At 36.3% G+C, this 26,368-nt stretch carries 23 protein-coding genes; 16 read left to right on the top strand and 7 right to left on the bottom strand.

What is annotated here, in order from left to right; genetic code table 11:
• Nucleotides 1-13: 13 nt before the first annotated feature.
• The 3 genes from EG342_RS11665 (at nucleotide 14) to secG (ending at nucleotide 4,111) form a co-directional block, all read left to right on the top strand.
• Nucleotides 14-1,327: a M16 family metallopeptidase gene (locus tag EG342_RS11665; protein ID WP_103290642.1), complete on the top strand. Its 1,314-nt coding sequence runs from the start codon at nucleotides 14-16 to the stop codon at nucleotides 1,325-1,327.
• A gap of 8 nt (nucleotides 1,328-1,335) precedes the next feature.
• Nucleotides 1,336-3,366 (top strand): M16 family metallopeptidase, encoded by a 2,031-nt coding sequence (locus EG342_RS11660; RefSeq protein ID WP_103290643.1) that lies wholly within the window; start codon nucleotides 1,336-1,338, stop codon nucleotides 3,364-3,366.
• Nucleotides 3,367-3,757: 391 nt separating this feature from the next.
• Nucleotides 3,758-4,111: a preprotein translocase subunit SecG gene (secG, locus tag EG342_RS11655; protein WP_103290646.1), complete on the top strand. Its 354-nt coding sequence runs from the start codon at nucleotides 3,758-3,760 to the stop codon at nucleotides 4,109-4,111.
• A gap of 108 nt (nucleotides 4,112-4,219) precedes the next feature.
• Here secG and EG342_RS11650 read toward each other — a convergent pair whose 3' ends face one another.
• On the bottom strand, nucleotides 4,220-5,053 hold the full coding sequence (locus EG342_RS11650) for a glycosyltransferase family 2 protein (RefSeq protein WP_103290649.1): 834 nt from the start codon (nucleotides 5,051-5,053) through the stop codon (nucleotides 4,220-4,222).
• A 2-nt stretch (nucleotides 5,054-5,055) separates the two neighbouring features.
• Nucleotides 5,056-5,667: a recombination mediator RecR gene (gene recR / locus EG342_RS11645; RefSeq protein WP_103291702.1), complete on the bottom strand. Its 612-nt coding sequence runs from the start codon at nucleotides 5,665-5,667 to the stop codon at nucleotides 5,056-5,058.
• A 318-nt stretch (nucleotides 5,668-5,985) separates the two neighbouring features.
• Here recR and EG342_RS11640 point away from each other — a divergent pair, with 318 nt between their 5' ends.
• The 6 genes from EG342_RS11640 (at nucleotide 5,986) to EG342_RS11615 (ending at nucleotide 12,107) form a co-directional block, all read left to right on the top strand.
• Complete coding sequence (locus EG342_RS11640) at nucleotides 5,986-6,591, top strand: LURP-one-related/scramblase family protein (protein WP_103290651.1); 606 nt, start codon at nucleotides 5,986-5,988, stop codon at nucleotides 6,589-6,591.
• A 19-nt stretch (nucleotides 6,592-6,610) separates the two neighbouring features.
• Complete coding sequence (locus EG342_RS11635) at nucleotides 6,611-7,102, top strand: hypothetical protein (RefSeq protein WP_103290653.1); 492 nt, start codon at nucleotides 6,611-6,613, stop codon at nucleotides 7,100-7,102.
• 122 nt (nucleotides 7,103-7,224) lie between these two features.
• Nucleotides 7,225-8,667: an aminoacyl-histidine dipeptidase gene (locus EG342_RS11630; RefSeq protein ID WP_103290655.1), complete on the top strand. Its 1,443-nt coding sequence runs from the start codon at nucleotides 7,225-7,227 to the stop codon at nucleotides 8,665-8,667.
• Nucleotides 8,668-8,727: 60 nt separating this feature from the next.
• Nucleotides 8,728-9,252, top strand: coding sequence for a hypothetical protein (locus tag EG342_RS11625; RefSeq protein WP_123868085.1), 525 nt, complete (start codon nucleotides 8,728-8,730; stop codon nucleotides 9,250-9,252).
• Nucleotides 9,253-9,255: 3 nt separating this feature from the next.
• Nucleotides 9,256-9,837, top strand: coding sequence for an LOG family protein (locus EG342_RS11620; RefSeq protein ID WP_103290661.1), 582 nt, complete (start codon nucleotides 9,256-9,258; stop codon nucleotides 9,835-9,837).
• Between the two features lie 119 nt (nucleotides 9,838-9,956).
• Nucleotides 9,957-12,107 carry a prolyl oligopeptidase family serine peptidase gene (locus tag EG342_RS11615; RefSeq protein ID WP_103290664.1) on the top strand — a complete coding sequence of 717 codons (2,151 nt, stop codon included), beginning with the start codon at nucleotides 9,957-9,959 and terminating at the stop codon, nucleotides 12,105-12,107.
• 78 nt (nucleotides 12,108-12,185) lie between these two features.
• Here the strand turns inward: EG342_RS11615 and EG342_RS11610 are convergent, their stop codons facing one another.
• Together EG342_RS11610 and EG342_RS11605 are read right to left on the bottom strand one after the other, a co-directional pair.
• Nucleotides 12,186-12,515: a 2Fe-2S iron-sulfur cluster-binding family protein gene (locus tag EG342_RS11610; protein WP_103247743.1), complete on the bottom strand. Its 330-nt coding sequence runs from the start codon at nucleotides 12,513-12,515 to the stop codon at nucleotides 12,186-12,188.
• Nucleotides 12,516-12,527: 12 nt separating this feature from the next.
• Nucleotides 12,528-13,583 (bottom strand): NAD(P)/FAD-dependent oxidoreductase, encoded by a 1,056-nt coding sequence (locus EG342_RS11605; protein ID WP_103290667.1) that lies wholly within the window; start codon nucleotides 13,581-13,583, stop codon nucleotides 12,528-12,530.
• A 153-nt stretch (nucleotides 13,584-13,736) separates the two neighbouring features.
• On the opposite strand from EG342_RS11605, the gene EG342_RS11600 reads away from it, so the two are divergent.
• Complete coding sequence (locus tag EG342_RS11600; protein WP_103290670.1) at nucleotides 13,737-14,504, top strand: DUF3108 domain-containing protein; 768 nt, start codon at nucleotides 13,737-13,739, stop codon at nucleotides 14,502-14,504.
• Between the two features lie 274 nt (nucleotides 14,505-14,778).
• Here the strand turns inward: EG342_RS11600 and pheS are convergent, their stop codons facing one another.
• A complete protein-coding gene (gene pheS / locus EG342_RS11595) occupies nucleotides 14,779-15,789 on the bottom strand; it encodes a phenylalanine--tRNA ligase subunit alpha (RefSeq protein ID WP_103290673.1) in 1,011 nt (336 codons plus the stop codon).
• 127 nt (nucleotides 15,790-15,916) lie between these two features.
• A complete protein-coding gene (locus tag EG342_RS11590; RefSeq protein ID WP_103290676.1) occupies nucleotides 15,917-16,576 on the bottom strand; it encodes a YceI family protein in 660 nt (219 codons plus the stop codon).
• Nucleotides 16,577-16,651: 75 nt separating this feature from the next.
• On the opposite strand from EG342_RS11590, the gene EG342_RS11585 reads away from it, so the two are divergent.
• On the top strand, nucleotides 16,652-17,587 hold the full coding sequence (locus EG342_RS11585) for a sulfate/molybdate ABC transporter ATP-binding protein (protein ID WP_103290678.1): 936 nt from the start codon (nucleotides 16,652-16,654) through the stop codon (nucleotides 17,585-17,587).
• Between the two features lie 282 nt (nucleotides 17,588-17,869).
• Here EG342_RS11585 and EG342_RS11580 read toward each other — a convergent pair whose 3' ends face one another.
• Nucleotides 17,870-18,214 carry a zinc ribbon domain-containing protein YjdM gene (locus tag EG342_RS11580; protein ID WP_103290681.1) on the bottom strand — a complete coding sequence of 115 codons (345 nt, stop codon included), beginning with the start codon at nucleotides 18,212-18,214 and terminating at the stop codon, nucleotides 17,870-17,872.
• A 416-nt stretch (nucleotides 18,215-18,630) separates the two neighbouring features.
• Here EG342_RS11580 and EG342_RS11575 point away from each other — a divergent pair, with 416 nt between their 5' ends.
• The 5 genes from EG342_RS11575 to EG342_RS11555 all read left to right on the top strand — a co-directional run bounded on the left by EG342_RS11575 (nucleotide 18,631) and on the right by EG342_RS11555 (nucleotide 26,284).
• The gene (locus EG342_RS11575) at nucleotides 18,631-19,836 is read left to right on the top strand and encodes an RsmB/NOP family class I SAM-dependent RNA methyltransferase (protein WP_103290686.1); all 1,206 of its coding nucleotides are present in this window, start codon (nucleotides 18,631-18,633) and stop codon (nucleotides 19,834-19,836) included.
• 163 nt (nucleotides 19,837-19,999) lie between these two features.
• On the top strand, nucleotides 20,000-21,667 hold the full coding sequence (locus EG342_RS11570; RefSeq protein ID WP_103290688.1) for a GLPGLI family protein: 1,668 nt from the start codon (nucleotides 20,000-20,002) through the stop codon (nucleotides 21,665-21,667).
• 319 nt (nucleotides 21,668-21,986) lie between these two features.
• Nucleotides 21,987-23,657, top strand: a complete 1,671-nt coding sequence (gene asnB, locus EG342_RS11565) for an asparagine synthase B (protein ID WP_103290691.1) — start codon at nucleotides 21,987-21,989, stop codon at nucleotides 23,655-23,657.
• A gap of 270 nt (nucleotides 23,658-23,927) precedes the next feature.
• A complete protein-coding gene (locus EG342_RS11560) occupies nucleotides 23,928-24,740 on the top strand; it encodes a hypothetical protein (protein WP_103290693.1) in 813 nt (270 codons plus the stop codon).
• A gap of 140 nt (nucleotides 24,741-24,880) precedes the next feature.
• Nucleotides 24,881-26,284 (top strand): MFS transporter, encoded by a 1,404-nt coding sequence (locus tag EG342_RS11555; protein ID WP_103290696.1) that lies wholly within the window; start codon nucleotides 24,881-24,883, stop codon nucleotides 26,282-26,284.
• The last annotated feature ends 84 nt before the right edge of the window (nucleotides 26,285-26,368 follow it).

The raw sequence follows: 26,368 nt of genomic DNA, 5'->3' as shown, positions 1-26,368 counted from the left end.
AATTTCTAAGTTTATGAAAAAGCGATTTCTTTCTGCTGCTGCCGTAGCTTTCTTCGGGCTCATGCTGAATGCACAGCAAATCAAATTCGAAGAGTATGACCTTCCCAACGGTCTTCACGTAATTCTTCATCAGGATAATTCAGCGCCGGTAGTTACCACAGGGGTAATGTACCACGTAGGAGCGAAAGATGAAGTAAAAGGCAGAACAGGTTTTGCACACTTCTTTGAACACCTTCTTTTTGAAGGAACACCTAATATTAAAAGAGGTGATTGGTTCAAGATTGTTTCTTCAAATGGAGGACAAAACAATGCAAATACCACCAACGACAGAACATATTATTACGAAACTTTCCCATCGAATAACGAGCAACTTGGACTTTGGATGGAATCTGAAAGAATGCGTCACGCGGTTATCAACCAGGTGGGTGTAGATACACAAAGAGAAGTTGTAAAAGAAGAGAAGAGATTGAGAATGGATAATCAGCCTTACGGAAATCTTTTCCCGACTATTCAAAAAAATCTGTTCACGAATCACCCGTACAACTGGCCTACAATCGGTTCTATGGAAGATCTGAATTCAGCAAAGCTTGAAGAGTTCCAGGCATTTTATAAAAAATATTATGTTCCTAATAACGCAACTTTGGTCATTGCAGGTGATATTAAACCTGAACAAACTAAAAAATGGGTTGAGGAATATTACGGAGGAATTCCAAAAGGAACGATCTATCCAAAGGATTTCCCAAAAGATGCTCCGATTACTCAGGAGAAAGAGGTAACAGCAACGGATCCTAACATCCAGCTTCCGGCTTATATTTTTGCTTACAGAACACCTGCTAATAAAGAAAAAGACGCTTATGTTTTAGATATGCTGTCTTCTTATTTAAGTAATGGTAAATCATCTGTTTTATATAAAAAATTAGTAGATCAGGAGAAAAAAGCACTTCAGGTAGCAGCTTTCAACCAGGGGCTTGAAGATTACAGTATTTTCGCCTTTTTTGCAATCCCGATGGGACAAACGACCAAACAAACATTACAAGCTGACATTGATGCGGAGATCAAAAAGCTTCAGACGACTTTAATTTCTGAAGAAGATTATCAAAAACTTCAAAACCAGTTTGAAAATCAGTTTGTGAACCAGAATTCAAGCATTCAGGGAATTGCGGCTTCTTTGGCTACCAACCACGTATTGATGGGAAATACCAACCTTATCAATAAGGAAATCGACATTTACAGATCTATTTCAAGACAAGATCTTCAAAATGCAGCTAAAAAGTATCTAAATTCTAACCAAAGAATCATTATCAACTACGTTCCTGAGAAAAAATAATTTTACCAATGAAAAAGCAATTCACCTATATAGCAGCGGCATTTTTATTTGCAGGAATGCTTAATGCCCAAAAAATAGATATCAATGCAATGCCAAAACCAGGACCTACTCCTGCCATCAACATTGCTAAACCAAAGACCTTCCAGCTAAGCAACGGGCTTACGGTAATGGTCGTTGAAAACAACAAACTGCCAAGAGTAAATACTACTCTTTCCATGGACAGACCTCCTTATTATGAAGGAAATATCAGCGGAGTAAGCTCCATCATGGCAGATCAGCTTGAAAACGGGACAACTCATTTAAGCAAAGATGATTTTAACAAAAAAGTAGACTTTTTAGGAGCCAACCTGAGCTTTAGTTCTAATGGAGCTTCTTCAAATTCTCTTTCAAAATATTTTCCTGAAGTATTGGGATTAATGGCTGATGCTATTGTAAATCCTAAATTTTCAGCAGAAGAAATTCAAAACTCAAAAGAAAGAACGATAGAGGGTTTAAAAGCTGATGAGAAAAATGCTTCTTCCATTGCTTCAAGAGTCTCTACTGCTTTGATGTATGGGAAAAATACCTCAAGAGGAGAATTTGAAACCATTGAGTCTATTAATAAAATTCAATTGGCAGATGTTCAGAATATTTACAACAAATACTATTCACCGGACAATGCCTATTTGGTTATTGTGGGAGATGTAAAATTTGACCAGATAAAGCCATTGGTTGAGAAAGCTTTCGGAAGCTGGAAAAAATCAAATACAAAATTTGCGGCATTGGAACCGGCTTCCAACGTTGCTAAAACTGAGATTAATGTGGTTGATGTACCTTCAGCAGTACAATCGGTATTATCCGTCGGCAATCTGAACACACTTAAAATGAAAGATCCGAACTACTTCCCTGCTACGATCGCCAATTATATTCTTGGCGGCGGCGGTGAAGCAAGACTTTTTATGAATCTTAGAGAGAAAAACGGATTTACTTACGGAGCCTATTCCAGCATGACGCCAAGCAAATATTCTCCTGAATTCTCGGCTGAAACAAGTGTAAGAAATGAGGTAACAGATAAGGCTGTTAAAGAAGTGATGAATGAGCTTAATGCAATTTCTACGGTAAAACCTGAAGAACTGGATAATGCAAAGGCAAAACTAAAAGGGGCTTTTATTATGTCTTTAGAAAAGCCGGAAACGATTGCAAGGTTTGCTTTAAATCAAAAAGTTCAGGATCTTCCTGCTGATTTCTACACCAACTATTTGAAATCTATTGATAAAGTAACTGCTGCAGATGTTTCAAATGCGGTAAAAGCAACGATTCTTCCCAACCAAAGCAGAATTTTCATTGCCGGTAAAGCTTCTGATATTTCTGAAGGACTTGAAAAACTGGGCTATTCTGTAAAATACTTTGATAAAGAAGCCAATCCTGCAACCAAACCTACTACGCAGAAAATCGATGCTAATGTAACAATCGGTTCTGTAGCTGATAAATACATCAATGCCATCGGAGGTTTGGCAGCCGTTCAGAAAGTAACTTCCATTACTGCTGATGCCAATACCAAAGTACAGGGAATGGACATGAGTATGAAACTCCTTCAGGCAAAAGGCGGAAAGATGATGATGGAGATGAAAATGATGGGCAATACGCTTCAAAAGATCGTTTTTGATGGTAAAGACGGCTATATGGAAGCACAAGGGAAAAAAATTCCTTTGAATGACAAGCAAAAAGCATCAATGACTGAGCCTGAGCTTTTCCCGGAATTGACTTTTGCCAAATCAGCAGAATTAAAGCTGGCAGGAATAGAAAAGTATAACAACGAAGATTCTTATGTGGTAAAAGGACCAAAACAAACCTATTATTACAGTGTAAAAACGGGTCTGAAAACCGGTGAGATAAAATCTGGTGAAGGAGGTTCTATCCCAACGAGCTATGCCGATTATAAAGATGTTTCAGGTGTAAAGTTTCCATTCACCATTATTCAGAATATGGGCGGAATGGATATTAATATGGCCGTACAGTCTTATCAGCTGAACCAGGCTAAAGATTCTGATTTTAAATAAGAAAGATTTTCTTTATAAAAAAGGGCTGTCTCACTTTTGAGACAGCCCTTTTTGTTGGGAAATTAGTCTGTTTTTAGGAAGCTAGGATCTTATCTGCGATAAAATTGAGTACAGCCAATTATTTATCTCACGCTGATTTTGCAGATTACGCAGATAAATAAAAAATCTGCTGGATCTGCGAGAAAAAGTAATCTAACCATTTTAGCTCAACCTTACATCACCGTTCTCCAGGTCATAAAAATAAACCTGAACCCTATCTCAACCTTATTTTTAGCGTAAAATCATTGTCTGATTTATAAACTTTGGCAGTTAATCCATATTTACCAGCATCTTTTTTTGTTGTTCAGTAAAAAAAGATTAAATTTGCCCATTCAAAAAGATATCAGAATTAATGGACACTATATTTACACTATTGATGGTTCTTATTATGATTGCCAGTGTTTTATTGGTAATTATCGTTATGGCTCAAAATCCTAAAGGAGGAGGCCTTTCCAGTACTTTCGGAGGTGCATCATCTGCACAGTTTGGAGTACAGAGAACCAATGATTTCATGGAAAAAGCAACATGGACTCTAGGCGGAACTATCATCGTTCTGATCCTTTTAAGCGTTGTTATTACAGGTAAGCCATCACAAGTGGCACCAGGTCAGCAACAACCAGTTAAAAAAGAAGCTCCTGCTAAAAAGGCTCCTGCTTCTTCTACAACAACTACTCCGGCGCAGGCTCCTGCAACACCGGCTAAATAAGAAGGTAATCATTAGATATACAATAAAAGCAACTCAATTGAGTTGCTTTTTTATTTGAACCGACATCAGATTTTTGATTTTGTAAGAAGAGAAGAGAGTTCCAAAGTACTATTTCAACTTGATCTTTTCAATCTGATGGCGAAGTTTTAAACCAGCTTTTAAAAATGAATATTGCATTGGTTTTGCTTCCTTATAATATTTATCAATGAAAATCTGCATGGCTCCATAAAACCGGCTTAAATAAACTTCATCTTTCACGGTGCTTTCCCCTTTATGATGAAGAATTGAAGCCTTTCCATAATAATAGTTCCTGTAGCCATTTCTCAACAATGTATAGCAAAGATCAATATCTTCTCCATACATAAAATAAGCATCATCCAGCCCGCCAATATTTTGGTAAACCTCTCTTTTAATCAATAAAAAAGCACCTGTTACCACTTCTACTTCAGCAATGGCTGTTTCTTCTATATCATTTCTGTAATAAGACCTGGAGTTTTTCTTTTTAAAACTTGTAAATAATTTCTCAAAAGAATTGAACATATCGGGAACCGAACGCTTGCTTTCCGGCAGAAAGTTTCCTTCTGCATCATGCATGTGTACTCCCATACCTCCGAAGTCAGTATGAGAATCTGCAAAATCAATAAGTTCTTTCATATAAAATCCTTCCAATTCCGTATCAGGATTTAAAAGTAGCAGATATTCTCCTGTGGCAGTTTGTATCGCTTGATTATTGGCTTTTGAAAACCCTCCGTTATTCTCAGAAGAAATAAAGTGTACAGTAGGAAATTCGGGGATAAGATCTCCCCATGAACTATCTGTAGAGGCGTTATCAATCACAATTATCTCATAGTCCAGCTCTTTTACGTATTTCTGAATTGATAAAAGACAGCTTTTTAGTAATTGGGTAACATTATAATTAACAATAATAACAGACAGCTTCATAATTAATCCTTTTCGTTGTATGGCAATCGGTTGATAATGGATCTTCCTAAAGAAATTTCATCAGCATATTCCAACTCATCTCCTACTGAAATTCCTCTTGCAATGCTTGAAAAATTTACATTAAAATTTTTAAATTTTTTATAAACATAATAAGCTGTGGTATCTCCTTCCATCGTAGCACTCAACGCAAAAATAAATTCCTTCACTTTCCCTTCATTCAATTTTCTTTCAATACTTGGAATGTTTAATTGATTGGGACCAACTCCTTCCATCGGAGATATCTTTCCACCCAGAATCAAGTATTTTCCGGTGTATTTTCCTGTATTTTCAATTGCAATAACATCACGTACATCTTCAACGATGCAGATCAGCTCGCCGTTTCTTTTTTCATTGCTGCAAATTTCACAGATCTCAAAATCTGAAAAATTATGACATTCTTTGCAGTATTTTATTTCGTTGACAAGATTGATCAGGGAATTTCCAAGACTTACTGCTCTGGAACTGGGTTGCTTCAATAAATGCAGTGCTAATCTCAATGCAGTCTTCCGCCCGATACCAGGTAATCCCGAAATCTCATCCACTGCTTTTGCCAAAACTTTACTTGGGTAATCCATAAGCACAAAAATAAGGATTAAAGTTGAAAATTGATTGTCGAAAATGAAAACAAAAACATGATAATCCATAGGGAATACTCAATTCGCTTTGTTGCAAATTATCTATCCTGAAGCAAATCGGGTATCTTACAGTTCTCAGATCTTTACCCCATTTATCTATCATCTATCATCTATTATTTCTAACCCTATCTCTACAACTTCCACCCGCACAATGTCCCGTCTGATAATTTAATCTTTTCATGACATCTGCGATACTTAGAACTCTAAAAAAACCTTTATATTTGCGGCTCGAATTAAATATGAAAAAAATAAACTAACATGGTACTTAACAATCTTAATTATCCACTGGATTTCAAATTCAAAATCACTACCTTAGCCAGCGACTTCAACATTACAGACAGAAATGGAAACTACGTAGCCTATGTACGTCAGAAAATGTTTAAACTGAAAGAAGATGTAATCGTTTTTAATGATGAGAGCAAGTCGAAGGAGCTTTTTAGAATCAGAGCAAATAAATGGATCGATTTCAATGCTTCCTACTCGTTAAACGATGTGGCAAACAATAAAAACTTCGGCAGATTAGCAAGAAAAGGCATGCGTTCTATCTGGAAAGCCAGCTATGATGTTCTTGATGCCAATGATCAACCGAAATTCAAAGTTCAGGAAGACAATGCCTGGGTAAGATTTTGGGATAGTTTTGTAGGAGAACTTCCTATCATCGGAATGTTTACCGGATATTTTCTGAATCCATCGTATACTGTAATGGGAATGGATGGAAAAGCTTATTTTAAATTAAAAAAAATGCCTTCGTTCTTCGGAAGAAGATTCCAGTTGGATAGGTTAATTGATATTGACGATGAGGAAGAAAGCTTAGTAATCCTTTCATTGTTAATGATGACCCTTCTTGAAAGAGCCAGAGGCTAAAAAATAAAACCACAAACAAATGAAATACCTAATTATCTTATTTTCTGCGTTTCTTTTGATTGCTTGTAAAAAAGAAAAAGAAACTGTTTCCACTTCCAATCCCGGCGACTCTTTAAGTATTGTTAAAGATTCTGCAGCTGCAAAACATTCTGAGGGAAAAATTCTGGTTGGAAATATTCCATTTCCAAAGGAGATTAAAGAATGTTCATGCTACTTTGCGATCAATAAAGCTGATTTTGAATCAGAAAAATACATCTACGCTGATGATGCAGGCAAAACTGCTTATATGATGCTGGATGGCAAAAGAGTGGCAATGAATCTTATTTCTTCAAGCGATATGGAAGTTGACGAAGAGCTTACCAAAGAAATTGAAAATGATAATTATAAAATTTCCGTAAAAGGTAAAAAAATAAAAGGCGAGGAAGCTTTGTTATTTGAAGGGACCCTGACGATTGAAAAACCTGATGGTACAGTCTTCACTACACCGATCTACGGAGAATGTGGATGTTAAAAACAAAAAGAAAACAGGGGCATTTGTAAATTTACTTATTCGCCTTTAGCTACTCATAAAAAATGCTTCTGTATCTCACGGAAGCATTTTTTATTTCGTAAATTTGAGAAAAATAAAATTCAATGGAATTATCTAACATAGAACCGCAGATTATCTGGAAAAATTTTTCCAAGTTAAATGCAGTTCCAAGACCATCAAAAAAAGAAGAAAAAGTAATCGCTTTCATCAAAGGATTTGGTGAAAACCTCGGACTGGAAACGACAGTAGATGAAGTAGGAAATGTAATCATTAAAAAACCGGCTACTGCAGGAATGGAAAACCGTAAATCAATTGTGCTTCAATCGCACCTTGATATGGTTTGCCAGAAAAACAATGATGTCAATTTTGATTTTGAAACGGAAGGAATCAAAATGGAAGTGGATGGTGACTGGGTAAAGGCAAAAGGAACTACTTTAGGAGCTGACAACGGCTTGGGAGTGGCGACGATTATGTCTATTCTTGAAAGTTCAGATATTCCACACCCTGCTTTGGAAGCTTTATTTACTATTGATGAAGAAACAGGAATGACAGGAGCTTTAGGTTTAAAACCGGGGCAATTAAAAGGAGATATCCTATTGAATCTTGACACCGAAGAAGATGATGAGATCGACATCGGTTGTGCAGGAGGTGTTGATGTAACGATCACTCAAAGCTACAGTACTGAAGCTTCAAAAGGACAGGTTGTGAAAATCGGAGTAAAAGGTCTTCAGGGAGGTCACTCCGGAATGGATATCCACAAAGGTTTCGGAAACTCCAATATCATTTTAGGAAGACTCCTTTACAGTGGTTTGGAAAAACAAAATATTGAAATCATCTCTATTGACGGTGGTGGCTTAAGAAACGCTATTCCAAGAGAAGCTGCTGCACTTATCTCTGTAAGAAATGCACAGGAATTCATTGAAGAAGCAACTGCTCTTAAAAAAGATATTTTAGAAGAATTCGCTTCAGTAGAACCGGGTATTCAAATTAATATTGAAAACTCTACATCCTCTGACAAATCGATTTCAGAAGCAGATTCAAAAAAATTGATTCTTACTCTGAAAGCTCTTCACAATGGAGTGTACAGAATGAGCCCAGATGTTGCAAACCTTGTGGAAGCTTCCAACAACGTGGCAAGAGTTGAATTGAAAGGCGGAGAACTTAAAATCTTAAACCTTACGAGATCTTCTGTAGATTCATCTAAATATTCTGTAGCAGAACAATTAAAATCTGTAGCAGAATTGGCCGGAATGAATGTAGAATTCAGCGGTTCATACCCAGGGTGGAAACCAAAACCGGGTTCTGAGATCGTACAGATCATGGAAAAGATCTACACCGAAAAATTCAATGAGAAGCCTCATGTAGTGGCTTGTCATGCCGGCCTTGAGTGTGGAATCATCGGAGCCAATTATCCTGAAATGGAAATGGTAAGCTTTGGGCCAACAATCAGAGGAGCACACTCTCCTGATGAGAAGGCAAATATCCCTTCTGCTCAGAAGTTCTGGAGCTTCCTGAAAGATATTTTGGCGAATATTCCTCAGAAATAAAATAGAAAAAATAAAATATCCAAAGTCTTTTGATTTTGGATATTTTTTATTCTAAAAATAATGAAAAAACTATACATAACCATGCTGTACTCCGCTGCAGTATTACTGGCAATCAATTTATTGGATGGATTCATCATACTTAAACGGGGTTCCCGTATCACGCCCGATGGATATCCTCACTGGTTAAATCCCTTAATTGGAGTTTCTATCTTCTTGGTTTATTTCTTATTTGTGATAAAAGCCTATCAACAAATTCGTAATAAGAAAAACATCTATTTGAAATTGGTTTCCTGGAGCTTTCTCCTTAGTGTTATTACCTATATCCTATTTTATATCCTACAGCTTATTACCTTTAAATACTTCCCGCAATGGGATCCTTCTATTGTTTCATACAAAGAACTGGGAGCAGAATATTCTGGACCTCAATTCAGACCATTTTATGATTTATTAATTGGACCTTTTGAAATACTTTATTATGGAAGCTCCACCTTTTTGCGAACATTCTTTAACTTCATACAGCAGAAACTCATCCTTTCTTTACTTATTCCCGGATTATTCCTTTTTTTCAAAAAAATAAAATCTTAAAAAATGAAAAACATAACAGTTTTCTGCGGCTCAAGTTTTGGCACAGATAAAATTTACGAAGAGCAGGCATTTTTGCTTGGTCAGACTTTAGCAAAACAAGATATACAACTGATTTACGGTGGTTCAGAAACCGGTTTAATGGGAACAATCGCCAATGGTGCTTTAAGTGAAAACGGAAAAGTAACCGGTGTTCTTCCTCAGTTTTTACAATCAAAGGAAATTGCTCACAAGAATCTGACAGAGCTTATTATCGTGGAATCGATGCATGAAAGGAAAACCAAAATGAACGAGCTTTGTGATGGGGTTATTGTCCTTCCCGGCGGCTATGGTACATTGGAAGAATTCTTTGAGATGATCACCTGGTCGCAACTCGGGCTTCATAAAAAACCGATCGGTGTATTGAATATTGATGGCTTTTATGATGATTTGATTAACCTGGTTCAGAAGATGGTGGACAAAGGCTTTTTAAAGCAAGTTAACCAGGATATGCTGCTCATCAGTGATACCATCGATAATTTGTTAGAAAAAATGAGAAACTATGAAGCTCCAACGGTTGGAAAGTGGATTTCTAAAGATGAAGTTTAATAATAAAAGAGGGAATATTTTTTAAAGTATTCCCTCTTTCTACAAATCTATTGTCATTCTTAGTCATAGTTTAGTATTTTTGTAGCTAAAGTTTTATCACTATCAAAAGAACTACCCCCATGAAATACATATTTCTAACAAGCTGTTTACTAGCGAGCCAGATTTGTTTTGCCCAGTATAATTACCCAAAAACTGCTGAAAAGCCAGCAACCGATGACTATTTTGGAAATAAAATCACCGATAATTATCAATGGCTGGAAGATCTGAAAAATCCTGAAGTAAAAACATGGTTTAAAGCTCAGTCGGATTACAGTCACAGTATTATTGATAAAATTCCCAATCGTGATGCACTTTATAACCGTATGAAGCAGGTTCAGGAAATGGGTGGTGACTCTTACGGCTACGCAAAACAAATAGGAAATCTTTATTTCTATGTTAAAACTAAAAAGAATGAAAAGCTCTCAAAGCTCTACACTAAAGATATTTCCACAGGAAAAGAAACATTAGTTTTTGATCCGGAGACGTATAAAAAAGATGCTCAGATCACCAATTTCACAATAGATTCCAAAGGGAATCAAATAGCTCTGTTATTCTCCAAAGCCGGAAGTGAAATTTGCGAGCTTAGAATTTTAGATGTAAAAACTAAAAAATTCCTTGATGATGTGCTGGCTCCCATATGGAGTGAATTTAATTTTGAATTTACCCCTGACGGAAAATATATAATCTATACTAAAATGAGTACAGGAGATCCCAATAGCAATATGCTTTTGAAAGAAATGAAAGCTATGATTCACCAGATAGGTACCAGCCAGGACAAAGATATTGTGTTGGGATCAAGAGAAGAATATCCTGAGCTAAATATATTGACAGAACAATTCCCTAAAGTTTCCTTTACAAATGATTATAAATCCATCATTTTAAAAATAGGTTCTACGAAATCTGAAAATCCTGTATTCTATGCTCCTTTCTCTTCCATTAAAGATAAAAAAATCAAATGGAAACAAATCATAAAATCATCTGATGACATCATACAAACATACATCAGCGGAGATCAGTTGTTTTTCCTTAGCCATAGGGATTCCCCCAATTATAAAATAGGATTGACAAGTCTGTCCAATCCCGATTTCGATAACGCCAAAGTTATTGTTCCTGAAAGCAGTTCGGTAATCACCTCTATTCACAGCTCTAAAAATTATTTATTCTATTCATTAAGCAATGGGATTACTCAGGATAAATATCAGATAGATCTTAAAACATTGGCCATAAAAAAAGTTCCTCTACCGGACGGAATCAATCATTCAAATGCCTTTAACTCCCGTGAAAATGATCATCTGCAATGTTATAACAGCAATTGGCTTACTCCCGGTACCTTTTACGATTATAACCCTGAAAATGGTAAAGCTGTAATGAGCAAATATTTCAACGGGGACAGCAGCTACCCCGATTACAATGCATTATACGAAGTAAAAGAAACTGAAGTAAAAAGTCATGACGGAACCATGGTTCCTCTTTCTATTATTTATCCCAAAAACATAAAAATGGATGGCAATACTCCAGCTTATATCACAGGATATGGCGGTTATGGAATATCTTATACACCTCGTTTTTCCAATAGATTATCAGTATTGCTGGAACAAGGTGTAATATTGGCCGTCGCCCACGTAAGAGGAGGAGGTGAGAAAGGCGACAATTGGCATAAGGATGGCATGAAAGCTAAAAAATCTAATACCTGGAAAGACTTCATTGCCTGCTCTGAATATCTTGTTAGCCAAAAATATACCTCCCCTTCAAAACTCATTGGAAATGGAGCAAGTATGGGTGGGGTTCTTATCGGGCGAGCGATTACTGAAAGACCTGATCTATACGGAGCTGGCATTGTAGAAGTAGGAATGACCAATGTTCTCCGTTCTCAAAACTCGGCTAACGGAGCCAATCAGATTCCGGAAATAGGAAGCTTAAAAAATCCTGAAGACACCAAATACCTTATCGAAATGGACGCCCAAAGTAAGGTAAAAAAAGGGATGAAATATCCGGCCGTTATTGTTAGTACCGGAATGAACGATTCCAGAATTACACCATGGGAACCTGCAAAATTCGCTACCGTTTTACAAAACAGTACATCTTCAGGTAAACCTGTTTTATTGTATGCTAATTATGAAAACGGTCATTTTACAAGTGATCAGGATGTAGTTTTCCACGAATACTCAGATATATTTGCTTTCGCATTATGGCAGGTGGGACATCCAAAATTTCAACCCTTAAAAAAGTAAATACAAAATAAAGTAAAAAAAACAAAGCCCGTTCGAGAAAACTCAAACGGGCTTTGTATTAAGATTAAAAAATATTTTCTAAGGATAAGGAGCAATTTCCACTTCAAGTCCTTCCATTTGATCTGCAATATGTAACTGACATCCCAATCTGCTGTTATCTTTCACATGGAAAGCTTCCGCCAACATAGCATCTTCTTCATCTCCCATCGGTTCCAGACCCGGATCATTGATTACATACACCTGACATGAAGCACACATCGCCATTCCTCCACATACTCCAATCGTACCTTCTTCTGCCAATTCATAAGAACGGATAATTTCCATTAAGTTCATGGACATATCCGTTGGAGCAATAACATCGTGGGTTACACCTTCTCTGTCGGTGATTTTAATATTAATATCTGACATAATTTTGCAAAATTAGTCAATTTTTTTCACAACTGCCTTCTCTGCTTCTTTACGGCTTCCGTCAAATCCGTCTACACCACTTACCGTTGTATATTTTAATACGAATTTTTTACCGGGATTCAATCTGTTATACACACTTTGACACATTAAAGTAGCTTCATGGAAACCACAAAGAATTAACTTTAATTTTCCAGGATAGGTGTTGATATCTCCGATCGCATAAATCCCATCAATATTGGTTTGGTAATCAAGAGCATTGTTTACCACAATAGCATTTTTCTCGATATTCAATCCCCAGTTTCCGATCTCACCCAACTTTGGAGTCAATCCGAATAAAGGAATAAAATAATCTGTTTCAATATCAAAAGCCTCCTCACCATCTTTTTGTACAACGATAGCTTCTACTTTTCCGTCACCTTTAATACCTGTAACTTCAGCCGGAGTAATTAATTTAATTTTCCCTTGGTTTTTAAGATCCTGTACTTTTTCTACTGAATCCAAAGCTCCTCTGAACTCATTTCTTCTGTGGATCAAAGTCACCTCGCTGGCTACATTAGAAAGGAAAATACTCCAGTCAAGCGCAGAGTCTCCTCCACCTGCAATCACTACCTTTTTATTTCTGAAGTGCTCAGGCTCTTTAACGAAGTATTCAAGACCTTTTTCTTCATAATCAGCTACATTTTCGAAAGTAGGCTTTCTAGGTTCAAAAGTTCCCAATCCACCAGCAATGGCAATAGCCTTACATCTGTGAACAGTTCCTTTGTTGGTGATCACTTCAAACCACTCATCATCAACCTTTGTATAAGAAACGGCAGTTTCTCCCAGCGTAAATCCAGGTTGGAACTGCTTGATCTGTTCCATTAAATTATCCACCAATTCTCCAGCATTCACTGAAGGATATCCCGGAATATCGAAAATAGGTTTTTTAGGATAAAGTTCTGCCAACTGCCCTCCCGGCTGTGGAAGCGCATCAATAATGTGACACTTCATTTTTAAAAGACCAGCTTCAAAAACTGCAAAAAGTCCTGTAGGCCCTGCACCTATGATCAATATATCAGTGGTTATCATAATATTTAAGATAATTTAATTATACATGTAGCTGCAAATTTACTAATTTTAATGCGAAGCATATTTAATTGATTCTAAATAAAAACCTGAGATTTGTCAAATATCTATCTTTTAAGATTTTAAATTTGGCAATGTATTTGTAAATGTCATATCATGAAGAAAATTTTCAACCTCTTTGTACTCTTTATATTCTTCCTGGGTTCCGCTCAGGTTGATAATATTGCAGACGGCGAATCTATCACTTTCAGGATCCATTACGGGTTTTTGAATGCCGGTACCGCAAATCTTACTACAAAAAAAACAACTTACAAAGGTGTTCCTCACCTGTATGTAAAAGGAACCGGACAAACCACCGGCGCCGTAAAGGCATTTTTTAAAGTAGATGACCTTTATGAAAGCTTTATCAATACAGAAACAGGACTTCCAAGTTTTTATGTAAGAAATGTACGTGAAGGAGGCTATCGTCAACATTTTGAAACAGTTTTTAATCATGATAATAATACCTTAATTTTAACAGATAAAAAAGAACCTGCCAATGGTTCTAAAGTTTTAAAATCGGTAAAAGGTGTTCAGGATATGCTTTCCTGCTTTTATTATTTGAGAAGCAAAAGCCCTGATGAGCTGAAAGTAGGAACCATTATTAATATGAATGTATGGATTGATGACGAAATGTTCCCCTTCCAGCTGAAAGTAGCAGGAACGGAAGATCTGAATACCAAATTTGGAACGATTAACTGTTTAAAAATCATTCCGTCTGTGAAAAGCGGAAGAGTATTTAAAGAAAAAGAAGGCGTAACGATGTGGGTTTCCAATGATATCAATCATATTCCTATGCTGTTGAAAGCCGAACTGGCAGTTGGTTCACTGAAGGCCAGTATCGACGATCTTAAAAATGTAAAGTATCCTTTGAAGTTTAAATAAAACTATAAATAATTTTCAAAAATTAAAAGTCTGTAATTTTTTACAGACTTTTTTATTTTTGATGTAATACATTCTGATTTCCGATTGTCTTATTAGTAGAGACAGCAAAAAGGCTGCCTGTGCATGAAATACTTTAATTGCCTTTAAGCAGAAGTATGAACATAAGAAACAGGACACGTGTAAATTTTTCAATAAAATCAGTTTTTAATTACCGTTTTGTTTCTTAGGTCAGTAATTAAAAACAAGAACCTCCGGAATTCCGGAGGTTTATTTTTTATAATGTCTTGAATTGTTCTAATGTTCTGATATCATTTTCAAAGAACATTCTGATATCACTCATTTGGTAAAGAAGCATCGTAATTCTTTCAATACCCATTCCGAATGCATATCCTGAATATTTCTCAGAATCAATATTCACATTCTTCAGGACGGCAGGATCTACCATTCCGCAGCCCATAATTTCCAACCAGCCTGTTCCCTTTGTGATTCTGTAATCGGTCTCAGAGTTTAATCCCCAATACACATCAATTTCAGCACTTGGTTCGGTGAAAGGGAAGAATGATGGTCTCATTCTGATTTTAGACTTCCCGAAAAGTTCTGTGGTAAAGAACTGAATCGTTTGCTTCAAATCTGCAAAACTTACATTCTCATCAATATATAATCCTTCAATCTGGTGGAAAATACAGTGAGAACGTGAAGAGATAGCCTCGTTTCTGAATACTCTTCCTGGAGATAAAATTCTGATCGGCGGCTGATTTTCTTCCATATAACGTGTTTGTACGGAAGATGTATGCGTTCTCAAAAGAATATCCGGATTCTGCTCAATAAAAAACGTATCCTGCATATCTCTTGCCGGATGATATTCCGGAAGATTAAGCGCTGTAAAGTTATGCCAGTCATCTTCAATCTCAGGGCCGTCTGCAACTGCAAAGCCGATAGATTTGAAGATTTCAATAATTCTGTTTTTTACCAGGTTGATCGGATGTCTTGAACCTAATTCCAGCGGAAATGCAGGTCTTGTAAGATCTTCTTTTTCCAGGACAATAGAAGATGCAGAAGCATTTTTCAAATCTTCTAATTTCACAGCAACTGCCTGTTTCAAAGTATTGATCTTCTGTCCGAAATCTTTCTTCTGGTCGTTAGGAACTTCTTTTAATGTTTCGTAAAAATCATTAAGAACCCCTTTTTTACCGTTGTACTTAATTCGGAAGCTCTCTATATCTTCCTTAGAGGTAGCACTGAAGCCGTTTACTTCGATCAGTAGTTCTTCTATCTTTTCTATCATTATTTTACCCTTTCAAAATGTTTTGCAAAAATACGATTTTTAAGTTTAATAATTAATCTGTCATAAAAAAATCTGCCCCTTTTTCTGGAGGCAGACTTCAATCACTTATTTCACTTAAATAAAAAAATTATTTCTTTTCTAAAGCTTTAACGCTGATTTGAAGAGTTACCTCGTCTTTAATCACTCCGTTTTCAGCCGGAGCCTGGAATTTTACTCCAAACTCTTCTCTTTTGATATCTTTCGGTTCAGTAGCCACACTCACTTCTCCATCTTTCACAGAAATATTAGCTTTAAACTGAACTGGCTTTGTAATTCCTTTAATTGTTAAATTACCATCTAAAAGAGTATTATAATCACCTTCCGTAGCAGGAGTTACTTTTGTAATTTCATAAGAAGCTGTAGGAAATTTTTCAACTTCAAAGAAATCTCCGCTCTTAAGGTGACTGTTTAATTTCCCCATATCTTCCGGACTGTCTTTCAAATCCACAGAAGTAAGAGAGTTCATATCAGCAACAAATTTACCGCTTTCCAGTTTTCCATCTTTCACTGTAACATCGCCACTTTCAAATTTAATTGTTCCGAAGTGACTTGTGTTTTCAGATTTAAATACTTTATATCCCTTCCATTCAACCTTACTGTTTAGCGTATCCAAAGAGTACTGGCTACCTTCTTTGGTAGTCGTTACTTCATTACCTTCGCTGGTAAGAGGTTTATCTTTTTTACAAGAAACCATCACCGCAGCAATAAATAAAGCAGGAATAGCTAACGAAAACAGTTTTTTTCTCATTTTTGATTTATTTTTATTACTTCCGCTAATATAATAAAAAAAATTGTGTTTTCATAAAAACCTTACATTTGTAATATGCTATTAGAAATAAACAATTTATTTTTCTCTCACACCCAAGATAAACCCCTGTTTCAAAACTTAAATTTAAGGTTTGAGGCCAATAAAATTATAGCTTTAGCGGGAGAAAGCGGATGTGGAAAATCAACACTTCTCAATTTAATTTATGGACTTCTTGACTGGCAAAGTGGTGACATTATTTTTGATGGAACCCGACTTTTAGGTCCAAAAGGAAATTTGGTTCCGGGAGAGACTGAAATGAAGTTTGTCGCTCAGAACTTTGATCTGATGCCTTATGCTACCGTTGCTGAAAATGTGGGAAAATTTATTTCGAATATCAATTTAAAACAAAAGAAAGAAACCGTCATGGAACTGCTCGAAGTTGTAGGACTTCAGGAGTTCGCCCATGTTCTGCCTAAATATCTCAGTGGAGGCCAGCAACAAAGGGTTGCTATTGCCAGAGCGCTTTCTGTACTTCCAAAACTCCTTATTCTTGATGAACCGTTCAGTAACCTTGATTTTCCAAGAAAAATTGAACTTCGTGAAAGATTATTCCGGTATGTAAGCCAACACGGAATTTCTTTGATTATCTCTACCCACGAACTTCAGGATATTATGCCGTGGCTCGATCAGATTGTCATCCTTCAGGATGGACGATTAATTCAGAATGACAGCCCGGAACAAACCTACAGATACCCTTATAATTCATATGTTGCCAAGCTTTTTGGTGAAGTGAATATTTTTAGTGAAACTGAAGCAGCAGATTTTCAGCTTCAAAAATTATCTTATTATCCAAAAGAAATCAGAATCACCGAAAACGGGCTTGACGCAGAGGTAATGGAAAGCAGATTTGCAGGAAGCTACTACTGGAATAAGATTAAAGCTAAAGATAAGGAACTGGTGCTATATACCGACGAAAGGTTAGACGGATCAATTAGAATTTCTTTCATTTAGACTTCCCCATAACTAATACATTCCCTTATACTTATCCACAATTTGTGGATAAAAAAACTACAAATATAAGAACCTGTTCTGAAACTTTTTCTTACATTTGTAGTTACACAGCATAAGGAAATTTTTGGTTATTTCTCTTTCTGCCTTCCAGACGGACATTAGCAATCTTGCAATTAAGTCTTTTGAAAGATTACACTGTCCAATTTTTTCCTTTTCTTATGCACTTATGGCAAATAATTTCTGGACAACCTGTTAAAGTTGCCAAAAACTAAAGCCATTGCTTTATGCTTTCTTTACAAATTCTGATTTTAAAGCCATCGCTCCGAAGCCATCAATTTTACAATCAATATTATGATCACTTCCAGGTCTTAAACGGATATTTTTCACCTTTGTACCTGCTTTCACCGGCTTTGGCGCTCCTTTAACAGGAAGGTCTTTAACTACCACTACAGAATCTCCGTCCTGAAGTTCATTTCCGTTTGAGTCTAATATCTTTCCTTCGTTAGCAGTTTCAGAAGCTACTTCTTCAGGATTCCATTCATAGAAACACTGAGAACATACCATCATATTATCGCTTGGATAGGTAAACTCAGAGCTGCATTTCGGACAAAGTACTGTATCACTCATATTTTTAATTTTTGCAAAGGTAGGGCTTTAGAAGGTTGAAGTCAAGAGCAGATAAAATGACGGATAATAGACTTGGAGATGATAGAGAAATAATGATATCAATTGTCAATTTTTGCTTCGCAAAATGAATAGTGAATCTGGATGCAACTTAGAAACACCTTTACGATCTTAAAAATCATGAACAACTCCAAGAAAACCCTGCGTTCTGCGTCAAAATTTATGGCAGTAAAATTTAATAGCAACCCAAACCGGCTATTGACTAAACCTCTTCAATTCCCCGTCTCTCCAAACTCTCCCACTGTTAAACCCTCTTTACTCTCAAACCCAAACCCTCAAACCCTCAAACTCACCAGCCAAATTCCAAACTCTCAATTAAAAGTCGTACTTTTGCAGATTCAAAACAGCGAAGCAAACTTATGGAACTTATTCACAGAAACTTAGCGATCGGAATTCACGATGCTTTACAAGAAACATTTTTCGAGAAAAATAAATACGCAGATAAAGTAATCGAAAGACTTTTAAAAGCTAACAGAAAATGGGGAAGCCAGGACAGAGCTGTTGTTTCTGAGATTTTCTACAATATCATCCGTTGGAAAAAGCGCCTTGAGTATTATATGGGTGAAGGGGTAAAACCGAATAACATCTATAAACTTATTATCGCGTATCTTCTTTGGAGCAAAACCAATTATAAAAAATTTGAAGAGTTTGACGGAATCAAAATTGCAGATATCCTGACTAAACTTAAAAAGAACACCGTACCTACCAAAGCAATAGAACATTCTATTCCTGATTGGTTGGCCGAGACCTTGGAGAAAGAATTGGGTGAGAACTGGGAAAGAGAAATGAGTGCATTGAACGAGCAGGCACCTACCGTTTTAAGAACCAATTCTTTAAAAACAACTACCAAAGAACTGATCTCTGATCTTTCTGATGAAGGAGTTGTTTCATTCTCTATCAAAAATTATCCGGATGCAGTACAGTTGGAAGAGAAGAAAAACGTTTTCCTTACCACTGCTTTCAAAGAAGGTTTATTTGAAGTTCAGGATGCTTCTTCACAAAAGATCGGGTATTTCCTTGATGTAAAGGAAGGCCAGAGAGTTGTGGATGCATGTGCAGGTGCAGGAGGAAAAACACTTCACTTAGCAGCATTAATGCAAAACAAAGGTCAGATTATTGCGCTGGATATTTTCGAGTGGAAATTGACAGAATTAAAGCGTCGTGCTAAAAGAGCAGGAGCTCACAACATTGAAACCCGTTTTATTTCTGACAATAAAGTGATCAAGCGTCTTCATGAGAAAGCAGACAGGCTTTTGATCGATGCCCCTTGTTCGGGTCTTGGAGTTTTAAAAAGAAACCCTGACAGCAAATGGAAAATTGATCAGGATTTTATCGACAGAATTAAAAAAGAACAGCAGCAGATCCTTCAGGACTACTCTAAAATATTGAAGATAGGTGGACAAATGGTATATGCCACATGTTCTATCCTTCCCTCTGAAAACAATAAGCAGGTAGAAGAATTCTTAAAAAACAATCCGGGATATAAGATGATCAAAGATGAAAAAGTAATGCCTAGTACAGGGTATGACGGATTCTATATGGCTTTGATCGAAAGAGTCTCTTAATCTTATTCAAATATACATACAAGAACTACTCCTAAGGGGTAGTTCTTTTGTTTTATGCTTAAAATCTGTAACATTTTCATATTTTCCTCTACTAACTGTATTAGAGTACACCACTTAGAAGCTGTAAGAAGTTACGATCATTTTGCAGCAAATTTATTAATGTATGTATAAAAAAATTACCTTCAGTTTTTTGGCTATTTTCTTATTCTGTCTTGCTTCTGCGCAGACTTATGAGATTCAATATACAAGCTCATATAATGGAAAAACCGTATCTGACCAACCTTCTACCATAGTTTGGGCTAACGAAAAGGAAAACTTTATTTTAAACACTTCTATTAAAGAACAAAAAGGCAACTATCCATTTGAAATCACAAAGGTTGAAAAGCCTTCCAACATCATCGTTTCCTATGGTTTTTTAAAGCCTGGCGAAGTCATTTCAACATCTGATGCTGAGGCTGTAGGAAAACAGATTTTTGAGTTTACAAATGAGACGAAGAAAATTCTGGGTTATAGCTGTAAAAAAGCAATCACCAAAGTCAATTCAAATACAATAGAGATTTGGTACACTAATGATTTAAAAATTCAGGGAGGCCCATCAAATTTAGGACAAAACCTCGGACTTGTTCTGGAAGTGGAGAGAAATAAAAACTCACTTGTTACCGCTGCTTCAATCAGGAAAATTAAGAATACAGAAATCAATAATCTGATAAAAGGATCTGTTCAGTCTACCGATCAGTTAACGTATAAAGATCAACTCTGGAAAAGCAGATTTACGACTTTAAAAGTTTTCGACAATGAAACGATTAATTTTTCTGATGCTTCAAAATCAGATAATACCGTAAAAAGGTATGCTAACGGAACTATCATTCTCAGAAAAGTTAAATTCCCGGCAATCACGGAAGGTGAAAATATTTTCGTAGAGTTGAAACAACATTCTAATGGCGATGCCTATGACAGAACCGGAACGGTATTTTTTATTCCTCAGGATAAAGAAAAATCATTTTTTGACGGATTGGAAAAAGGAGCAAAAACGCTTCCTGTTTTTGAAAACGGAAACGGAAAACAATATTACGGGGTAACCGCCACAGATAATTACAGCCCGGCTATGGAAATGATGAGATTTTTTACTCCGTTTGGAATTCAGAAATTTAATCATAATCAGCTTAAAGATAAAACCTGGCAGACTGTAAGCCCTTACCGACAGGATATTACAGAATTGAAACCTTCATTATCCGGAAAAGAGCTTTGGATAGGTACTTTTATCGGTAATTACGATAAAGGAGGACATCAGGTAAGTCTTGAAATCACGATTCATAAAAGCGATCAGACTGTTTATAAAAATAATGTTGCGATTCCTCTGTTCAATACCTTAAATATTATGGAAATGGCAGGACAGGATTATGCAACGATGTTCAACGAAGACAAAGGGCTTTTGGTTGACTTTACTTTAAAGAATGATCTCAAAAACGCTCAGTTACGATATACAACCACAGGACACGGAGGTTGGGAAAACGGCGATGAGTTCGTTCCTAAAGCAAATACGATTCTTGTGGATGGGAAATCCGTTTTTTCTTTTACACCATGGAGAACAGATTGTGGATCTTACCGACTTTACAATCCGGCTTCTGGAAATTTCCAGGATGGACTATCTTCATCAGACCTAAGCAGATCCAACTGGTGTCCGGGAACGGTGACCAATCCTAACTTCATTTCTCTTGGAGATTTGAAAGCAGGAAAACATACGATACAGATAAAGATCCCACAAGGCCCTACAGAAGGCACAAGTTTTAGCGCATGGAATGTTTCGGGAGCGTTACTTGGAGCCCAATAAAAACAAAACCTTCTTGCATGAGAATTGCAAGAAGGTAAAAACACAAATGATGAAAAAAAATTATTTCGAGCCACAAAGTAAGTGCTAAAATTAATATAATAAATTACCATATATTAATAAATATGTCATTTTTATTTCGTATAGAGAACTTAACTATATTACCTAACGAAAAAAATTAATCAAAAACATAATAATTGATTGAAATAATTTATATTTTTCTTTAAAACAAACTATTTAGTTAAAAATTTTCGCTTTTAAATATTTTTTATTGTTATTTATAAACATCAACTCTACTTTTGTTTTATAAATAATAAAAAATATGTGTGGAATTGTATGTTTATTTGATGCCAAACAGAAAACTGAGACATTAAGACCTCAGGTATTGGAAATGTCAAAAAAGATCCGTCATAGAGGACCGGATTGGAGCGGGGTTTTTCAGGATGAAAAAGTAGTTTTCTCTCACGAAAGGCTAGCCATTGTTGATCCTACTTCAGGAAAACAACCTCTATTTACGAAAGACGGAAAAGTAGTACTCGCTGTAAACGGTGAAATCTACAACCATAGAGAACTAAAAGAAGAATTCCCGGATTATGAATTTCAGACTCAGTCTGATTGTGAAGTCATTCTGGCACTCTACAGAAAATACGGAAAAGATTTTGTTGAAAAACTAAACGGAATTTTTGCCTTCGCATTATACGATACTGAAAACGACGTTTACCTCATCGCCCGTGATCATATGGGGATCTGCCCGCTTTACCAGGGTTGGGATAAAAACGGAAACTATTATGTAGCTTCAGAATTAAAAGCATTAGAAGGTGTTTGTAAGAAAATTGAAACATTCTTACCAGGACATCTATTATATAGCAAAGACGGAGAAACGCTTCAGCAGTGGTATACCAGAGACTGGGAAAGTTTTGATCATGTAAAGGATAGTGAGACAGACATTGCTGCCATAAGAAAAGGACTGGAAGACGCCGTTCACAGACAATTGATGAGTGATGTTCCTTACGGAGTTCTTCTTTCCGGAGGTTTAGATTCTTCTGTTATTTCAGCCATTACCGCAAAATTTGCAAGACAAAGAATTGAAAGCGGTGATACTCAGGAAGCATGGTATCCAAGACTTCACAGCTTTGCAGTAGGATTAGTAGGTTCTCCTGATCTTGCAGCAGCACAAAAAGCTGCGGAACATATCGGATCTGTTCACCATGAAGTTAATTTTACGGTTCAGGAAGGATTGGATGCGGTACGTGATGTTATCTACCATTTGGAAACTTATGATGTAACGACGATCAGAGCATCCACCCCAATGTATCTTTTAGCAAGAGTCATCAAGTCGATGGGAATCAAAATGGTTCTTTCAGGAGAAGGTTCAGATGAACTGTTTGGTGGATATTTATATTTTCACAAAGCTCCGAACGCGAAAGAATTCCATGATGAGACGGTAAGAAAACTAGGAAAGCTTCACCTTTATGATTGTTTAAGAGCCAACAAAGCGTTGATGAGCTGGGGAATTGAAGGAAGAGTCCCTTTCCTCGATAAAGAATTCATGGATATTGCCATGACACAGAACCCTAAAGATAAAATGATCAGTGTTTCTGAAGGAAAAATTGAGAAATGGATGTTGAGAAAAGCCTTTGAAGATCTTCTTCCGGAATCTATTGCATGGAGACAGAAAGAGCAGTTTTCAGATGGTGTAGGCTATTCCTGGATCGATACTTTGAAAGAAGTTGCTGAAAAAGAGGTTACTGATGAAATGATGACCAATGCAAGATTCAGATTCCCGCTGAACACTCCACAAAACAAGGAAGAATACCGATACAGAACTATTTTTGAAGAACATTTCCCTAGTGAAACTTCGGCAGCTACGGTTCCATCTGTTCCGTCAGTAGCCTGCTCCTCTCCTATCGCTCTGGAATGGGACGAAGCTTTCAAAAAAATGAATGATCCCAGCGGAAGAGCTGTGAAGGTACATGAAACTTCTTATAATTGAGAATTGAAGGTGGAGAGTTGAAAATAAAAACCTCATGAACAATCTATGTAGCGGGCAATTTTGAAATTCAAGATTCAAAAGTTATTACAAAAAGAATCTAATTTCCAGCTTCCATACTCTAACCTTAAGTGCAAAAATTTATTAATCCTGTAGCAATACAGGATTCTTTTTTGAATTAACGACAATAATATAGCATAATTTAACTGACAATCAAAAATAATATCTAATAAATAATTATATTTGGACAACGAAAATATCAATTATAAAAAAATGAGAAGAAACCTTACTGTTTTATTTGCCTTATTATCCATAAGTTTCGCCTTCGGACAAGGAAAATACGGCAAGTATTTGAATTCCAAAAAGCTTGCTTTAGCTTATAAAAGTGTGAAAGATGTTGATAAGGATGATTACTACCAACAATTTTACTGGCTTGTAAAAGCAGAACAACTTAAAACCTATCCTCATCTTAAAGATATAAAACCAATTGTTTTATACGAGTTTGTAAAATATGTAAACCCTCAGAATCCAACGAAAAAACTGGATAGCAGAGGCAAGGAATTAAGAGCAACTGCAGAATTATCTTTAAATCAATATTTTAAAAATAAAAAATTTGAAAACAATTCTGTACTGATGTACAATCTTGAAACCTATGTAGACCCTTCCAAAGGACAATATTACACTAAAGTAGATCCTGAAAAAATCAAGGAACTGGTTCCAAAAGAATTGTTTGCCTTTAATTCACTCAACAGAAATATAGGTGAAGAAAAAACATATTACCTTTGGATTGACAAGAAAAAAGATGATTTAAATATTGTAGACATCATCCCTAGCGAAAAAGAGGACAAAGCTTTCTACACAAGATTGAAGCAATATCTTCCAAGCTATAAGTTTTCAAAATATGTTCCTTCTGTAAAAAAGGGAAACAAATCTGACAAAACAGACCTTGACTACTACTATATTATGCCGTTTGAGCAGAATACAGATAACATCGAATATAAAACCAAAGACTTTAAAAACTTTACGTTAAGCCAGTACCGAAAAGCCGGTGATGAATGGAAAGGAGTTGAAAAGCCTAGAAAATAAATCAAAAAGTCCTGTGATATTTCACGGGACTTTTTTAATTTTATATGGATTTCTTTATCTAAAGATTGAAACGGCTTAAAGCAAGCCCGTTTTTCAAACAAAATAAGCCTGGAAGTTGTAGACATTCCAGCCTGTACAAAATGACAGAAATAACTCCTCAACAGACATCCATAAAGAAAATTCTTCCTTTGATTCTGGCCACCGCTATTTTCATGCAAATGCTGGATTCCACCATTCTGAATACCTCATTACCTTCCATTGCAAAGGATCTTAATGAATCTCCGCTCAATATGCAGAACGCCATCATCAGTTATGTTCTGACTTTAGCGGTTTTCATGCCAGCCAGTGGTTTTTTAGCAGACAGGTTCGGAACTAAAAAGATATTCATTTTCTCTCTGATCCTCTTCAGTCTGGGTTCCTTATTTTGTTCATTATCCCAGAACCTTACCCATCTGGTAATTTCCAGGGTAATTCAGGGAGTCGGTGGAAGCTTGATGACTCCGGTCGGAAAACTGGCTCTGATTAAGACCTTTGATAAAAGTGAACTTCTTAAAGCCATGAACTTTGCCATTATCCCGGCATTGATCGGGCCTGTACTCGGGCCGTTAGTCGGAGGATATATGGTCGATTATCTTTCCTGGCACTGGATATTTCTGATTAATATACCGATTGGTTTGTTAGGAATTCTTTTAGGTTTAAAATTTATGCCTAATTATAAGTCTGATGATGTAGATTTTGATTTAAAGGGCTTCTTAATCTTTGCAGCGGCCTCTCTCCTGCTTTCTGTTTCATTGGAGCTTTTTGGAGACATGCAGAATATTACTCCGGTGCTTGTGGTCTTTATTCTCGGATTCCTTTTTCTTTATTATTATTACAAACATGCTAAAAGAGGAGGCAACCCTATCTTTCCGTTAAACTTATTTCAGGTAAGGACATTTCGTGTAGGGATTGTCGGAAATCTGGCTACGAGATTAGGGATCAGCTCTGTGCCGCTGCTCCTTCCGCTGATGATTCAAATTGCATACAAACAATCGGCTGTAACTTCCGGCTGGATTATCGCTCCGATGGCGCTAACCGCAATATTCGGAAAATCATCGGTTATTAAAATATTAGATAAATACGGCTATCGCCAGACTTTAATGGTAAATACCTTCATTATAGGAACATTGATCTGTTTGCTGGCGATTCCTGATATACACACCTCTTTATATTGGTTTATTCCTATTATAGCCGTTTTAGGATTTTTCAATTCTATCCAGTTTACCTCAATGAATACGATTTCCATTGCTGATCTGCGTAACTTCCAGACCAGCAGTGGTAATTCTTTGATATCAGTAAACCAGCAGCTTGCCATCGGGTTTGGGATTGCCTTCGGATTGATTGTTTTAAAATTATTTGAAAATACCGACCTCATCAAAGGAGAAATTCACAATGCCTTCCGGTACACTTTCCTCACAGTAGGAATCTTGACCATCTTATCCGGATTTGTATTCAGAAGGCTACACATTTCGGATGGGAAAAATATGAAGTCTAAGGAAGACTAGTTTAGAACAAAATCATAAAAAAACAAGAAGGTAAACCGATCATCAGTTTTCTAGTCCTACGAACTTATCACAGATCAATGCATT

The organism is Chryseobacterium lactis, assembly GCF_003815875.1.
GTDB classification, from domain to species: Bacteria; Bacteroidota; Bacteroidia; order Flavobacteriales; family Weeksellaceae; genus Chryseobacterium; species Chryseobacterium lactis.
Note: the sequence above shows the minus strand (reverse complement) of the source record. Positions and strands in the feature narration are given on the sequence as shown.

Excerpts from the sequence above, each read along its gene's own strand:
- EG342_RS11665 (WP_103290642.1), top strand. The coding sequence starts at position 14 with ATGAAAAAGCGATTTCTTTCTGCTGCTGCCGTAGCTTTCTTCGGGCTC.
- EG342_RS11660 (WP_103290643.1), top strand. The coding sequence starts at position 1,336 with ATGAAAAAGCAATTCACCTATATAGCAGCGGCATTTTTATTTGCAGGA.
- secG (WP_103290646.1), top strand. The coding sequence starts at position 3,758 with ATGGACACTATATTTACACTATTGATGGTTCTTATTATGATTGCCAGT.
- EG342_RS11650 (WP_103290649.1), bottom strand. The coding sequence starts at position 5,053 with ATGAAGCTGTCTGTTATTATTGTTAATTATAATGTTACCCAATTACTA.
- recR (WP_103291702.1), bottom strand. The coding sequence starts at position 5,667 with ATGGATTACCCAAGTAAAGTTTTGGCAAAAGCAGTGGATGAGATTTCG.
- EG342_RS11640 (WP_103290651.1), top strand. The coding sequence starts at position 5,986 with ATGGTACTTAACAATCTTAATTATCCACTGGATTTCAAATTCAAAATC.
- EG342_RS11635 (WP_103290653.1), top strand. The coding sequence starts at position 6,611 with ATGAAATACCTAATTATCTTATTTTCTGCGTTTCTTTTGATTGCTTGT.
- EG342_RS11630 (WP_103290655.1), top strand. The coding sequence starts at position 7,225 with ATGGAATTATCTAACATAGAACCGCAGATTATCTGGAAAAATTTTTCC.
- EG342_RS11625 (WP_123868085.1), top strand. The coding sequence starts at position 8,728 with ATGAAAAAACTATACATAACCATGCTGTACTCCGCTGCAGTATTACTG.
- EG342_RS11620 (WP_103290661.1), top strand. The coding sequence starts at position 9,256 with ATGAAAAACATAACAGTTTTCTGCGGCTCAAGTTTTGGCACAGATAAA.
- EG342_RS11615 (WP_103290664.1), top strand. The coding sequence starts at position 9,957 with ATGAAATACATATTTCTAACAAGCTGTTTACTAGCGAGCCAGATTTGT.
- EG342_RS11610 (WP_103247743.1), bottom strand. The coding sequence starts at position 12,515 with ATGTCAGATATTAATATTAAAATCACCGACAGAGAAGGTGTAACCCAC.
- EG342_RS11605 (WP_103290667.1), bottom strand. The coding sequence starts at position 13,583 with ATGATAACCACTGATATATTGATCATAGGTGCAGGGCCTACAGGACTT.
- EG342_RS11600 (WP_103290670.1), top strand. The coding sequence starts at position 13,737 with ATGAAGAAAATTTTCAACCTCTTTGTACTCTTTATATTCTTCCTGGGT.
- pheS (WP_103290673.1), bottom strand. The coding sequence starts at position 15,789 with ATGATAGAAAAGATAGAAGAACTACTGATCGAAGTAAACGGCTTCAGT.
- EG342_RS11590 (WP_103290676.1), bottom strand. The coding sequence starts at position 16,576 with ATGAGAAAAAAACTGTTTTCGTTAGCTATTCCTGCTTTATTTATTGCT.
- EG342_RS11585 (WP_103290678.1), top strand. The coding sequence starts at position 16,652 with ATGCTATTAGAAATAAACAATTTATTTTTCTCTCACACCCAAGATAAA.
- EG342_RS11580 (WP_103290681.1), bottom strand. The coding sequence starts at position 18,214 with ATGAGTGATACAGTACTTTGTCCGAAATGCAGCTCTGAGTTTACCTAT.
- EG342_RS11575 (WP_103290686.1), top strand. The coding sequence starts at position 18,631 with ATGGAACTTATTCACAGAAACTTAGCGATCGGAATTCACGATGCTTTA.
- EG342_RS11570 (WP_103290688.1), top strand. The coding sequence starts at position 20,000 with ATGTATAAAAAAATTACCTTCAGTTTTTTGGCTATTTTCTTATTCTGT.
- asnB (WP_103290691.1), top strand. The coding sequence starts at position 21,987 with ATGTGTGGAATTGTATGTTTATTTGATGCCAAACAGAAAACTGAGACA.
- EG342_RS11560 (WP_103290693.1), top strand. The coding sequence starts at position 23,928 with ATGAGAAGAAACCTTACTGTTTTATTTGCCTTATTATCCATAAGTTTC.
- EG342_RS11555 (WP_103290696.1), top strand. The coding sequence starts at position 24,881 with ATGACAGAAATAACTCCTCAACAGACATCCATAAAGAAAATTCTTCCT.